Below are 14,597 nucleotides of genomic sequence, written 5' to 3' on the forward strand. Positions count from 1 at the left end.
AAGTAATATTTAATTTTTGTTATTTCTTAATCGATATATCAAATCCGGCAAATAAGCCCCCAAAAAACCTAATGAAACAACAATCAGCAATAATAGGTTCACGTTAATATGTCTCAAATAATAGGCTACCGCTACAATCATTAAGTAATAAACAATAATATAGAATGTAGATCTTCTGTGAGTAAGATCAAGTTTTAGCAGCTTATGATGAATATGGTTCTTATCGGCATCAAAGGGAGATTTTTTATTGTAAAGTCTTACAAAAATCACATTCAAAGTATCTACAATAGGCAAAATAAGAATTGCCACAGCCACAACCGGAGCCGACTGCAAGTGATATCTTGGTACGTCAATAAGCTTTTTATCAATAAAAATATCAATAAAGCAAATGGAAGTAAAAGCTAAGAGAAAGCCCAATAGCATGGAACCTGTATCTCCCATGAACACCTTATTGGTTCTATAATTAGAAAGATTGTAATATAAAAATGCCAAAACAGTTCCAATGATAACTACAGACAGAACAACCAACGGATAGTTATATTCTCCCAACCTGTAATAGCTTATTCCAAACAATGCACTGCAGATCACAGAATAACCTCCTGCAAGCCCATCAATCCCATCAATAAGGTTGAATGCATTAATCAGAATAATGAAAGTAATAATACTGAATAGAACACTCACAAGATAGCTAAGTTCATACACCCCGAAGATTCCAAATAAGCTTCTGATCCTAATATCTGAACCAATTACGACCAATGAGGACACAAGAATCTGCGCCACAAGTTTTTTATAGGCCCTCATGACCACAATATCATCCATTACACCTATATAAAGGAGTATGATGAGTGATGCAAACAGAAATTTATAGAGGTCAAATAGCTCGTAGGCAAAAATAGAGGCACATATCCCAATGGAATAAAATATGGCAATACCACCTAGGTTAGGAATTTTTCTGAGATGTGAACTTCTAACTCCCGGTTCATCCATAAGATTTTTTCTTCTGGAGATCTTTACAATAGTAGGTATGGAGAAAAAAGTAATTAAAAAGGAGAACACGAAACCTAATCCTACTTTTATATAGAAAATAGGTATCCCCGATCCGCTTAAGAACAATTCAAAATTTTTCATTCTTTTTCTTATCCAGTACATATTCTCCCTTCAATTAGAACCAATGATGCAAACATGTGCTTCATCTCATGTTCTACTGTCCGAAACAATAGTACTTACATTTGTGTTTATATCAATTTTCTTATCAACTTTTTCTGTCCGGCAAAAAATAACAGATAAAAAATCTTTTTTTTCACCGGCAAAGATAAAAGATAATTCTTACCAAAACGACTATACCTTAATATATCTTGAATTTTTATTTGTCTTTCTTTCATAAAAACAGTCAGTTTATCAGACATTTTGTAAAACATCTCTTCATTCTTCACAAACGCCAGATATGCCAGAAAAGAATAAACTCCCTCAAAGATCTGAAAGTTCTTCAATTCTATTTTTTTATTGGAATATCTGGATCCCTTGAACTCATTTTCTACATCCTGCACCGCTTTCAATATGTCAAGCCCCTTTTCTGTATGCGTCTTTGTAATAGAATCGGTACGCTCAAGGTATTGGTAATGAAAACTCTGAGTCTGTGCAATGATCTCACATTCCAATAAAAGCTGTGGAATGAGTTGAATATCCTCAAAATGAACTCCTTTCTTAAATCTTTTATGCTCAAAAAGTTCTTTTCTAAACAATTTATTACAAGCAAAATAACTGATATCCGAAAAAACAGAAAAATGATCTTCAAGATTAATTTTTTCCTGCATATTGGGCAGCTGAGTCAGCTTTTGGGTTACCTGTCCATTTTCATTTACTTTCTGAATATTGCAGATCACCATTTTTGCCTGATGTTTTTCTGCCAGCAGCAACATTTCTTCAAACATTGTTTCCGTTACATAGTCATCGCTATCTACAAAACCAATATAATCTCCTGTTGCCCGCTCAATACCAAAGTTCCGTGCATCACTTAATCCTCCGTTTTCCTTGGTAAAAGCCTTTATTTTCTCCGGATATTTCAGGGCAAAACTCTTGATAATTTCCGCAGATTTGTCTTTACTTCCATCATCCACTACAAGAACCTCAATGTTTCGGTAGCTTTGATTCACTAAGGAGTCAAGGCATTTTGTCAAATAGTTTTCGACATTATAAACGGGAACAATAATGGAAATTCTTGAGGGAACGTTCGTCATATATTAAAATTTCATCAGTCTTGCATTCAGCCAGCCTTTTTTGGCTTCATCAAAATCTTTTCTTGAGCATGGAATGCAATTTTCTATATTTTCATCATCGCCAAAATACCACAAATTACTGAAAGTATCGCGCTTAAAAGCAAATTGTCTGTCATCTATTAAAACATAGAACAATTCATAGTGTCTTTCCTTAGGGTGAGATCTCTGAATGTTGATTCCCTCAATGAGATACCAGAGCATTTGGGCTAATAGCTGATGATTCAGCTGATTCTCTGAGTAAATATTATAATTAAAAATGCCTACAGATTTCAGGTTTTCGCTTAGCCCTATTTCTTTCATATAGGCACAAACTTCTCTCCTATTAAGCCCATTAACCTGCGGATTTACTGAAAAAGGTTCACTGAAGCTTTCTATCGCATCACAGTTTACCGTAACCAGATCTGCTTTTCTGAAGAAAGGCTCTGTTTTTTCTGTAGAATTCATCATTTCAGCCAAACGGATGATATCAAACTCCACTTCCTTAATCAGCTTTACAGAATCCATCTCATTTAAATGTTTCTGATACCCTAAATGGTGATAGTTTTTAATAGAAAAAGTCTTGGCCCCAAAAATCTTGCTTAAAAAAGTGTGTTCATTAATTTCTTCCCCTTGTTTAAGAGAAATAATATTGCTGACTTGGGTATAATTGAGACTTTTTTGATGGAAATTTATTGCAGAAAACAATGAAAAAGCAAAGTCATTAGAACCACCGATAATTACCGGAAGTGCTCTTTTATAATGGCATGCAGATAAAACTTCCTGCAAAATATAGTGGGTATCCTGAACAGACTTCCCGGAAACCAAATCGCCAAGGTCTACAATCGGAATTTCAAAATCCAACTGTGCAAGCTTATAAAATTCCTTTCTAACTGCTGTATAATCTTGTACTTCTGCATCTCCGCCTGCTCCTCTGTAATCTGACACAAATAAAAGAACGATACTGTCTTCTTTTATATCCTTTGTGATCCGACTTCCAATCTGCCAGCTTTCTGTTTTGAAATTTCTTGGTGAAATGATAAAGTCTTCAAAATCCATATTTTAATTTAAGAATGTGCTATTTTATTAATTTCTTGATATAACAAACATACAAAAAAACACCACAACTGACTAGGCTGTGGTATTTTTTATTCATAAAAAAAGCCGTTAACACTGTTAGTTAACGGCTATGTATAATTATTTTAATATTATTTCTTTTTTGCAGCTGGTTTTTTAGCAGCTGTAGTTTTCTTGGCAGTGGTTGCTTTTTTTGCAGCTGGTTTTTTCTTTTCCGCAAAGGCATTTTTATCCTGATCAGTGATCCACTTTTTAACTTCATCAAGAGAAATATCTTTCAATTCTTCTCCATCATATTTGGTATCATCACTTTTCTTTGGAATTTTAAACATTGCTTTTCCAAACTTGATGAAAGGTCCCCATCTTCCGTTTTCAATGGAAATTTTTTCTTTTTCCCATTGCTGGATGTATCTGTTGGCTTCTTTTTCCAGCTTGGCATCAATCAATTCGTTGATGTCACTCTGAGAAAGATTATCAAAGTTATATTTCTTCGGAACGTTTATGAAAAGATCCTTGTATTTGATAAATGGTCCGAATCTACCTGTTCCTTTGGTTACAGGATCTCCTTTATAAGTTGCAATGGGTGCATCTGCCTTTTTCTTCTCGTTAATGATTTCTTCTGCACGGTTTTGATTGATTGAAAGCGGATCTTCACCTTTGGGAATACTAATGAAGGTTTCTCCCCATTTCACATAAGGTCCGAATCTTCCAACTCCAACAGAAACCGGATGTCCTTCAAATTCATTCAGATCAAAAGGCAGCTTAAACAGTTCTATCGCTTCTTCAAAAGTAATGGTTGCAATATTCTGACCGGACATTAATGAAGCAAAGATTGGCTTTTCTTCATCATCTGTTTCTCCAATCTGAATCATAGCTCCAAATCTTCCGATTCTGGCGTGAACATTTTTCCCTGTTTTTGGATCAACTCCTAAAAGTCTGTCTCCTGTTGCACGGTCTGCATTTTCTTCTACATCTTCAATTCTTGGGTGGAATTTTGAATAGAAGTCTGTCATCATTTCCTTCCATTTCTGATCTCCGTTTGCAATCTCATCGAAACCTTCTTCTACTCTTGCGGTAAAGCCGTAGTCCAGGATTTCCTTAAAGTTATCGGTAAGGAAGTCATTTACAACTTCTCCTATATCTGTAGGAATAAATTTATTTTTATCGCCTCCAAACTTTTCATCAAGAACTACTTTTTTGATACTGTCTTTTACTAAAGACATTTTGATCACCTGACGAGTTTGTGGCTCAATTTCACGCTTGTCCACATATTCTCTGTTCTGAATGGTCTGAATTGTTGGTGCGTAGGTAGATGGTCTACCAATCCCTAGCTCTTCTAATTTTCTAACCAATCCGGCTTCAGTATATCTTGCACTTGGTCTTGTGAATTTTTCAGTAGCAGTGATGGTTTTATAGCTTAATACTTCTCCAACTTTTACCTTTGGTAATAGTTTTTCATTGTTTTCTTCATCTTCATCTTCGGTTTTTACAATACCGTAAGCCTTTAGGAAACCATCAAAGATGATCACTTCTCCTTGTGCTTCGAAGTGATGTGGCAATGAAGCGTTTCCAATCTCAATTACTGTTTTTTCAATCTTCGCATTGGACATTTGGGATGCCAATGTTCTTCTGTAGATCAATTGGTACAGCTTATTCAACTGAGCATCTCCTATGCTTTTCACACCGAAGTCTGTAGGACGAATTGCTTCGTGAGCTTCTTGTGCTGATGCAGATTTTGTAGTATAGTTTCTTGGAGAAGAATACTCTGCTCCATATTCTGAAATAATCTGTTTTTTTGCTCCTTCAATTGCTTCCTGAGAAAGGTTTACGGAGTCTGTTCTCATATAGGTAATGAACCCTTCTTCGTATAGTCTTTGTGCCAGACGCATGGTATTGGTCACATTATACCCTAATCTTGATGAAGCTTCCTGCTGTAGTGTAGAAGTAGTAAAGGGGGCAGATGCTGAGCGAGTTCCAGGTTTTGTTTCAACATTGAGAACTTTAAATTCTGTAGTTTTTGCCTGCTCGAGGAATTTTTCTGCTTGTTCCTCTTTCTCAAAGTCTTTTTTAAGCTTTGCAGCAATTTCCTGCTCATTATTGTTTAAGAAGATTCCGTCTAGCTTAAAGCTTGCCTTTGGGGTAAATTCACGGATTTCTTTTTCTCTTTCAACAATTAATCTTACGGCTACGGATTGTACTCTTCCTGCTGAAAGTCCTGGTTTTACTTTTTTCCATAAAACCGGAGACATTTCAAAACCTACAATTCTGTCCAGTACTCTTCTTGCCTGCTGGGCATTTACCAAGTTTTGATCAATATCCCTAGGGTTTTCAATTGCTTTTAGAATGGCATTTTTAGTAATCTCGTGGAAAACAATTCTTTTTCTGTTTTCAGGCTTCAATTTCAATTCATCCGCTAAGTGCCATGCAATAGCTTCTCCCTCGCGGTCTTCATCGGAAGCCAGCCATACCATTTCTGCTTTCTTTACTGCAGCCTTTAATTCTGTCACCAATTTCTTCTTGTCTGCTGAAACTTCGTAATCAGGACTAAAGGTGGCAAGGTCTATTCCCATACCCTTTTTAGGCAGATCTCGGATGTGACCGAAACTGGATTTTACTTCGAAATCCTTACCTAGATATTTCTGAATAGTTTTTGCTTTTGCCGGGGACTCTACGATTACTAAATTTTTCGACATTCTAAAAAATTTTTTTGCAAAAGTAAAGCTTTTTTATTATATCCTTTTTTGAAATCACATTTTATTTAATAATTCCAGAGGGGCAACAAACAGTCTGTACAGGATTCCCTCAAATGTAAAGCCCTTTCCGGACATCTCAACTCTGTAAATTAAAGAGAGTATTATGAAGGCCATGGTAATGTAAAATTTCCTATTGATAAGTGTTGGTTCATAGACATATATGGAGTCTCCTTTTTTCAGTAAGAGGGCAAAAAGAACAATCAATAACATCATATGAATATACATCCATCTTCCCCAATCTATTGCCAGATAAAATAAGGGTAAAGAGAATATAAAAGCTCCGGATAATAAAATAAATAGAATCTTTCTGTTAGTTAGATATTTTAAATAATAGGCGATGTGTACAATACTTATTCCTAAACTTATAAAGTAAAGCAGATATTCATTAAGATGTTCCTTAATATATTGTCTTTCATCAATATTCCAATAGAAGATTCCGTAAGTAGGATGTACTCCTCTCTTGCTTAAAATTTCCAGAGACATTCCCTCATTTACATTTTTCCCTAATAAAATAATAGCAGCAGCAGGAATGAATACGGAAAGAAAAAACTTGATATATCTTCTCACCTCAATCTTTCCACTCTTTACATATAATGCAATGGCAAAGTATGGAGTATAGAATAGTGTTACTTCATGAAGCAATGTGCTTATGAACAACAGAATACAGAAAATGTATTCCTTATATTTTGTAAGCCTGTTATTATCTAAAAGATACACGAAGTAAGTAAACAAAAGAAAAACAATGAATTCTTTCTTTCCTACATAGGTTACTGTATTAAGAAGCCCTACAAAACCTATGGATGACAACAATAATGACAGATAAAGAAGATCTGTAACTTTATATCTTATGATTTTTGTATAAAGCCAAAAGAACAGGGAAATGATCGTAAACTGAAAGAAGTACACAATATAATTAAGACTAAATCCTGTTATGTCCTGAAGAATAAAAAAAAAGCTCCCGGATAATCCTCTTCTTTTGAAGCCCCCATCTTCATAATTGATAAGCCAGTCGGCTAAAATATACCCATCGTCTTTAAGGTTAAATGCCAATGTAAATGCAAGGGTATAAATAGCTGTTATTGCAATAATACAATAGATAAAAATCTTAATATTAAAATATTGCACAATTTTTTTAAGCTCCATAGTGTATTTTTAAAATCTGCCAAAAACGAAATAACAAATTAATCTGCTATAAATATTTGAAGTAAATTTTATTTTCTAAGTATAAAAACATTCAAAAGTCCTACTTTCATTAAGGCAATATAAAATTATAATAGGTATCAATAGAATAGTTTGCCTTTTTAGCATTAAAAACTGAAAAAACGCAAAAGTTAAAAAATATAATAAAAATAAGTCCAGAAAAAATAAATCGTCTTTCCATTTTAGACACCACTGAAAGTGCATTTCCCATAAGCAGCATGACAAATCCCATAAAAACACCCACCAATCTTGAGCTTAGGATGGGGTTTTCCCTTAGAATGAAAAACGCACATATTCCTATTATGGTAACGTTTCTGTAATATTCATAATAGGGGCTTTTCTCTTCTAATTCATCATTAAAATATAAAATAAAACATGTATAAAGAGCCATTAAGACCTCAGGGATACCAAAACCTCCATTAATCCTGGCATATTGTTCATCCATATATCCATTAACTCCATCTGAAATTGAGCTTCCTCCTGCAATAAAATTCAAAAAAACACCAAGTTGTTCATATATTCTAAAGGGAGATAATATCATGGAACCTAAAACTAAAAAGAATATTAAGAATTTGTTCATGGGAATCCTAACCAGCCAGTATAAGGGTAAGGTTGCCCATGCCGAGGTATGAAATCCCGCGGCAAGAAACACACAAATAAAGTATTTAAACAGCTTCCTTTCTTTAATAAAAATAAAAGAATAAAACATAATTCCTCCGGCTACCGATTGCCTCATCTGTCCTCCTGTAGATATCAACATTCCAGGAATAAACCCTAATAAAAGTAAAAGAGTAGGATAATCCGAATTTTTAATTAAAAATTTGTATACTAATGTGAGTGAGATAATGGCGACTAATAGGGTAACTACATAAAAAGGAAGCCCCAGGTCAAGAACTACCTTATTCATCAATATATATAACCATTCTATTCCTAGCTTGGGGGAATTACTAAATGGAATATTACTCAAAAAGATGGTTGAATAATCATAAATATAGGAATAACTAAAAATCCCTTTATAAGATCCATAATCTGGTCCAACATCCTTTCGAAATCCAATCAAAATAATCTGAATAAAACAAATTGTATATAATATTCGAGGATCTATATATTCACCAGAATATTCTTTGAAAGCAAGAAATAATAAAATAATGAAAATAACTAAAAAATATAGTGGTAATATGTCCATAATTAATTTATCAAAAAATCATATATTAATAAAATCTCATAGGCTAAGCTAAGCTTATTCTTTAAAATTATTTTACGAATATCCAAACCAAAGCATTAATCTTCTGAGCGGTGCTGCTGCTTCAATTCCTACAAAGCAAGAAGGAGCTCTATAAAGAAAATTGGCCAGAAAAATTAACAATATAAAAATCATATTTTTTTTAGCAAAAATAGATTTATAATCAAAAACTGATATTTTTGAATCAGTACTTGGCAAAAGAGAAATAATCAATAAACTCCAGAAAATAAACAGATTATAAAACCATCTTCCAATATCAATAGCAATCAAAAATAAGGGTATTGTACAAAATAGGCCAACCAAAAAGAACAATACCAATCTTTTTATATCTTCTCTCTTAAACTCTCTTATATATAAATAAAAGATTACATATATAAACTGAAATATGAAAGTGATACTGTAAAGTGAATAGTCATAAAGATGTTTATAGTAGTAATCTAGTTTTATCAACTCATTTTCTTTCCATGTAAATATATTATCATTTTGAAAATTTATTCCGCAAGCTTTAATTACATTCATGGTATATTCTGATCCTACATTCTTCATACCCCAAAAAAAGATAATCAAAGCAGGAATACAGAACGACAATGAAATTAGAACAACCTTAGAAAGCTCAATTTTCTTTGTATGAAAATAATATAAAATAACGAAGCACGGAAAAAAGAAAACAAAACTTTCATGTATAAAAACCGAAACAAAAAATAGTATATAAAATGAGTACCACTGCCATTTTTTCATATTACCCTTTGTAAGGGCATAGGTGAAAAAAGATAGCATAAACCATAAAATACCATCTTTTCTGGCCCCCATACCGGAGTCTGAGACAAATCCCCACAGACAAAACGGTGTAAATAAAAATACGAAATCTAAAATATTATATTTTTTCAATTTTATTAATCGCACCAGGTAATAAAAAAAAAGAAAATGGAATAGAAATTGGAAAAAAAAGACAGTATACTGTACTTTAATCTGAAACTTCTCGTACATAAAAAAAACAATTGTTCCCAGTAATCCTCTTCTTTTAAACCCTCCATCCTGATAATTAATAAGCCAGTCCCCAAAAGGATAACCATTTGCAATGGTGTATGCGAAATAAATCTTAAAAATCAAAAAAAGTGTAATAAAAAATAAAAAAAATCGCAAAAAATAGTTTGTTATAGAACTCATTTGTGTTTTAGTACTGTTAATTTGGAACAACGCAAAGGTAATTAATTTCACAAAAGAAATTGTTAATATACGTTAAAGTTTTTACTGAATATTCGAAATTATTCATAAGCCTTTACTCTTGGTAATAGCAAGGCTATCAAAGAGTTTTCTCCAAAAGGATCTTACAATCCAAATTGGTAACATCCAGATAAAATCAAAACAATTAATTCTATAAAAAAACCGTCTCAAAAACTGAGACGGTTTCAAATTGTATATTAATTCATGTTATTCTTTGATAATCTTCACTATGGTTTCAGAATTGTTAATTCTTACTAAATAGGCTCCGGAGATTAAAGAAGAAAGATCAGTCTGTTCATTTTCAAATTTGCCTGATTTTACCAATTGGCCAGACATATTATAAATCTGATAGTAATACTCTTTAACCCTGTCATTACCTTTAATGTATAATATACTCTTCACTGGGTTAGGGAATAACTCAAGTTTATTTTGGGTTATTTTATCCTCAATTACTGATTTTGCTAACACATTAGTTGCCTTGGCGGCAGACAATGATGTTATCTGCAGTTTAGGAATTGGGCCTAACTCATTTCCGTTTGCATCATATTTTACTTTAACACAACGGCAGTTTTGAGCAAAATATGGATCGGCATTACTGCTAAACGGAGTTAAATAGTTTCCTGCATACTGTATCTCTGCTCTTAAAGCTCTTCCTGTATAGTTGGAACCTAAAGCACCTAGCCAGAAACCACCATAAACATAATCAATAGAATTGAAATCTGGAGCAGCAGGGGTTGCTTCTATTGTATTTCTGCCTCCTCTTACTCCCAGATTGGCAAAACTTCCTATATTATAAGCAGCATTACCAAAAGAGTATCCAATAGCTGCAGAACTGTATGGGCTTCTGTCAATTCTCGTTCCTCCATAATTGTTAGGAATACTGAGTCCTGTAGTAGGCTTATAAAAAGGAGTTGCTCCTACACTTGTATTGGATACGCCTGTTAAATCAGGAATTCTCCATCCTTCAGGACAAGGATCAAAAGGTGATTTTTTACCACCTCTTCCCCATCTTTCCGGAGCCAGGTTAGGTTCGTTTGCAAGCCAGTCTGCACCATTGGTGTGATTAGTATCTGTTGATTTCGTGGTCATAGTAGGAACCATGAAGATCATAGGATTTTTCACAGAATAGGATAAAACCTTGCTTATTTTATCAGCTACTTTGTCTGTTGCCAATACGTTTGCCTGCACAGAATAATCAGGATACTTTTTAAGATAGGAATCTGAATAATAGGTTGCAGCAGCAAGCGTGGTGTAGGTAACACTTCCATTTGCCTGTACAGTTCCTAAATAAACAGGAGCTGAGTTTCTGTTAGCATTTACAAACACAGGCAGCGGATCTTTTCTACCCCATTGGAAATGTAACCCTCCGGTAGAAACCGTTTTATTGGCCTCTGCAATAGCCTGATTGGCACCAAGATCCCTATCCATTATTTCTGTTTTGATTACTTCACCAGGTTTAATATAATTGATATAATTAACAGCTGCCTGGTTAGGCAATTCAGTAACGTAGGTAACAGAACTGATAGGTGTATTGGTTACCCAAATATGCCAGCTCCAGTAAATAGGATTTGTAATACTTCCATTATGCAATGTAACAACAGCATTACCGGACTGGTTTGGAGCAATTTTAACGTTAATATTGGTATTTGAAATGTCAGCTAATGAAGTTGGAGCAGCATTAGAAAGTGCAATATTACTGATTAAACCAGTAGCAGTAGACCACAATACATTAACTTTCAAATTGTTGAAATTCGACGGATTTAGAATATCAGTATTGTTAAGCAGTTTGCTTTGAGCAGAGAATGCTTTACTGATTGGAATCTGAATAGTAGATTCTTCTGTATTTTTAACAATCGTGTATGAGTTCGGATTGTTCAATCCTTCAGCATATTCCACAGCATTATTAAAGAACTCGGTAGGGAAGTTATAGTTATTTACTTCATATAAAGGATCTTTAATACATCTGCACCCATTGGCTCCAGAAGTTGCCCCGCCACCTATAGGATAATATTGGTATCTTCCTGTTATTGATGGTAAAGAAGAATCAGGAACATCCGGCTGATCTCTGTCAGGAATCATACGGAAGCTTCTAGCTGATACTACAGGCGTTGCATCAAACCATTTTGGCATTGTTGCCGTCCATAGATAGGTTTCATGTTGATCTGTATATTGGCCTTCATGGTAATTTCTTACAAGAATACCCGTACCAGGGAATAGCCCCATATCATTCCCTCCTACATTGCTAAGATCTACACCCACATTGTTATATATTTTGAAACCTTTCATATAATCAGGGGTAGTATTGTCATTAGGCTTAATGATATGATATTTATTTGCTTCAAAGGTATTTTTGGATATACTATTCTTAATACCAAACGGACTGAAGTCTACTCTTATATCATCAATATAGCTTCCATTTCCTAAATTGGAAACCAATACAGAAGGTATTCTCCAACCGTTAGGACAAGGGTCAAAAGAAGATTTATCCCTGTACGGGTTTGCGTTATTGTCGTTATTATAATTACCGCTTGTGATAAAGCCTTTTGAGTTATCAGACCATAAGTTCAATTCGCTTAATCTATTGGCTGGCAACGTTGGCGAATTACCAAACCAGTTTACCTGAAGGTTGGCATTATTATTATAAAGTGCCTGTCCGGAATTGTCATCTTTGTTTACGTAAATTAAGCTTAATGGATTTTTAATGGATAAACGAATGTTATTTGGAACAGTAGCATTTGATAAGGTTACTGTTTTAATTAAATTATCTATCTTCTGAGAGCCATTAGCCATATTTCTGGACTGTCTGTGTCTTATTCTTCCTACAGATCCTGAAGCTTCATAGAAGTCATTTCCTTTGTATGCCAATGGAGGAATTGGGTCTTTTCTTCCCCATTGGTAAAGCAGCCCTCCATTTTTGTTAAATTCGGTTCCGGTGATGGTATTGCTTAAAGCCCCAAGGTTTCTGTCCATCCATCCCCAATCTGAATTAGGAATTAACTCTACAGTTCCGTCTGTTCTTTGTCTTTTTACCCCATCAAAGCTCTTATAAGTAGAACCATTTGTAGGATCATCGGTCACCCATACGTGCCATGACCAGAAAACCTCTCCGTTTACTTTGTAAGCAATTACTGCGTTTCCTTCTTTAGTTTTGTTAATAGGCACTTTTATTTTTGCCTCTTCTCCAGATCCTATAATTTCCAAGCTGTAATTTTCTCCGGATTTTATTAATCCATGGATATCTTCCCAATATACATCCGCAGTCACAGTCCCGGTAGGTATAGGACTTCCTCCCATAAGAGGATTCGAGTTCCACATTTTATATGCCTTTTTTACAGGGATATAAAGACCGTCTACTTCAGAATTGGTTTTCTTATCTTTACCGGTAAAGATATAGCTATTGGGTGCCTTGGACCAGTCTCCATAGTCAGATATAGCTCCAGAGTTGATCGTAAAGCAGGCAACTGGGCATTCCTCGGGGATTGGATTTGTAAAAATCCCTACATATTTTATAAATTTATTAATCTCGCTTTCTATGTCTACCAAAGGTCTTGACGGACCGTTCCAGCTGTTGATTACTTTTGTATTTCTAATAGCACCCACACCGTACAGTGACGCCTGAGAAGTGTTACTTAATGAAAAGTTTTCGGAACCGGGACCTCTATGTTTATTATTCAGAGGTGGATAACCAAAATCGTTGATAGTATTATAGTTGCTTATAGCAGAAAGAGAAATATATTGTCCATTGGCTTTATAAACTCTTAATCCCGTTATCTTACTGATAACAATTACAACAGGTTGTTGATTGGTAAAAATATCACCCAGTTTTTCATTGATATAATTATAAAGATTATAATATCTGTTAAGAGGAGCATTAGGATTGGTAAAATCCAGGTATCCTCTTCCCCAGGCCTCTCCTCCTTCTTCTGGTGGCAGAAACCAGTTACTGAAGTTGATAAAGAAGCTTTCATTTGAGAACTTTCCTGCAAACATATATACCGGATCATGATAAGAGAACTCAAAGGGAGTTGTATCACTGTTCTGATAAATATATTTCTGCGAACTTGCTATGGTAGTAAGATTATTCGGGTTGGTAATGTTAACTACCGGTGAATTTGCATTTGAATTATCTAATGTGCCATTCCCCTGGAAAGACAAAACAATATCATCCAGTTTTCTTACCAAGTGCTGAGAAGTTACTCTATCTTTCACCCCTGAAACAGTTCCATTCGGATTATATAAAACGGTTCCGCTTTTTTTAGGTGTAAACAGGATTGTGTATTGGTTTTCATCCAGATCGCAGGTACCATAGTTATAATCTGATTGTCTATAGTGGCTCACCGTTTTATTCCATGAAACCGATTGCCAATTCGTTACACTTTCATTCGAACTTAGTTCGATTTTAACGGAATGTGTACTCAAAACCGATTGTGGCAGCTCGAAATTAGCCGTAAGATCTTCATCATAATCATAATTACCTGCAAAAGTTTTGCACCATACAGAAACCCAGTTGTTTTGGGAATCCTTATACTTGATGGTAACCTTTACATCTCCTGCAGTAGTAGGTTTTTGAAAGTTTCCTTTAATAACCACTAGTCCTTTCTCATTCACATTCTGTGAAATGACAATAAGAGGATCAAGATCATAGGCACTTGGGGGTAAAGCTGCCGCATGTTTGAATCCAATGCTGGTCTCAATGGGCTTGGAGATAGGTGTTGTCCTCGCCCATGTATGAGACGCTGCAATACAAAGCATTGCAGCAAAAATCTTTGAGGTCGATTTTTTTTTCATATGTTAGAATTAAAAGTGTGTTTTTTAATGAATTAGATGAATAGGTAATCCAAATAATAT

8 protein-coding genes are annotated in these 14,597 nt (G+C 34.5%); all 8 read right to left on the minus strand.

The annotated features are described in order from the left end of the window. Nucleotides 1-9: 9 nt before the first annotated feature. Nucleotides 10-1,128 carry a glycosyltransferase family 4 protein gene (locus tag EG359_RS12810; RefSeq protein ID WP_076357167.1) on the minus strand — a complete coding sequence of 373 codons (1,119 nt, stop codon included), beginning with the start codon at nt 1,126-1,128 and terminating at the stop codon, nt 10-12. Between the two features lie 107 nt (nt 1,129-1,235). Next, nucleotides 1,236-2,237, minus strand: a complete 1,002-nt coding sequence (locus tag EG359_RS12815; RefSeq protein WP_076356805.1) for a glycosyltransferase family 2 protein — start codon at nt 2,235-2,237, stop codon at nt 1,236-1,238. Between the two features lie 3 nt (nt 2,238-2,240). Further along, the gene (locus EG359_RS12820; RefSeq protein WP_076356807.1) at nt 2,241-3,311 is read right to left on the minus strand and encodes a formimidoylglutamase; all 1,071 of its coding nucleotides are present in this window, start codon (nt 3,309-3,311) and stop codon (nt 2,241-2,243) included. A gap of 149 nt (nt 3,312-3,460) precedes the next feature. Next, a complete protein-coding gene (topA, locus tag EG359_RS12825; protein ID WP_076356809.1) occupies nt 3,461-6,022 on the minus strand; it encodes a type I DNA topoisomerase in 2,562 nt (853 codons plus the stop codon). A gap of 54 nt (nt 6,023-6,076) precedes the next feature. Then, nucleotides 6,077-7,225 (minus strand): hypothetical protein, encoded by a 1,149-nt coding sequence (locus EG359_RS12830; protein ID WP_076356811.1) that lies wholly within the window; start codon nt 7,223-7,225, stop codon nt 6,077-6,079. 109 nt (nt 7,226-7,334) lie between these two features. Next, on the minus strand, nt 7,335-8,468 hold the full coding sequence (locus EG359_RS12835) for an EpsG family protein (RefSeq protein WP_076356813.1): 1,134 nt from the start codon (nt 8,466-8,468) through the stop codon (nt 7,335-7,337). Nucleotides 8,469-8,540: 72 nt separating this feature from the next. Then, on the minus strand, nt 8,541-9,413 hold the full coding sequence (locus EG359_RS12840; protein WP_123867382.1) for a hypothetical protein: 873 nt from the start codon (nt 9,411-9,413) through the stop codon (nt 8,541-8,543). 543 nt (nt 9,414-9,956) lie between these two features. Further along, nucleotides 9,957-14,537 carry a T9SS type A sorting domain-containing protein gene (locus tag EG359_RS12845; RefSeq protein ID WP_084180536.1) on the minus strand — a complete coding sequence of 1,527 codons (4,581 nt, stop codon included), beginning with the start codon at nt 14,535-14,537 and terminating at the stop codon, nt 9,957-9,959. Nucleotides 14,538-14,597: the final 60 nt, after the last annotated feature.

This window comes from Chryseobacterium joostei (assembly GCF_003815775.1).
GTDB lineage: Bacteria > Bacteroidota > Bacteroidia > Flavobacteriales > Weeksellaceae > Chryseobacterium > Chryseobacterium joostei.

Coding starts and splice junctions, on each gene's coding strand:
- EG359_RS12810 (WP_076357167.1), bottom strand. CDS start 1,128: ATGAAAAATTTTGAATTGTTCTTAAGCGGATCGGGGATACCTATTTTC.
- EG359_RS12815 (WP_076356805.1), bottom strand. CDS start 2,237: ATGACGAACGTTCCCTCAAGAATTTCCATTATTGTTCCCGTTTATAAT.
- EG359_RS12820 (WP_076356807.1), bottom strand. CDS start 3,311: ATGGATTTTGAAGACTTTATCATTTCACCAAGAAATTTCAAAACAGAA.
- topA (WP_076356809.1), bottom strand. CDS start 6,022: ATGTCGAAAAATTTAGTAATCGTAGAGTCCCCGGCAAAAGCAAAAACT.
- EG359_RS12830 (WP_076356811.1), bottom strand. CDS start 7,225: ATGGAGCTTAAAAAAATTGTGCAATATTTTAATATTAAGATTTTTATC.
- EG359_RS12835 (WP_076356813.1), bottom strand. CDS start 8,468: ATGGACATATTACCACTATATTTTTTAGTTATTTTCATTATTTTATTA.
- EG359_RS12845 (WP_084180536.1), bottom strand. CDS start 14,537: ATGAAAAAAAAATCGACCTCAAAGATTTTTGCTGCAATGCTTTGTATT.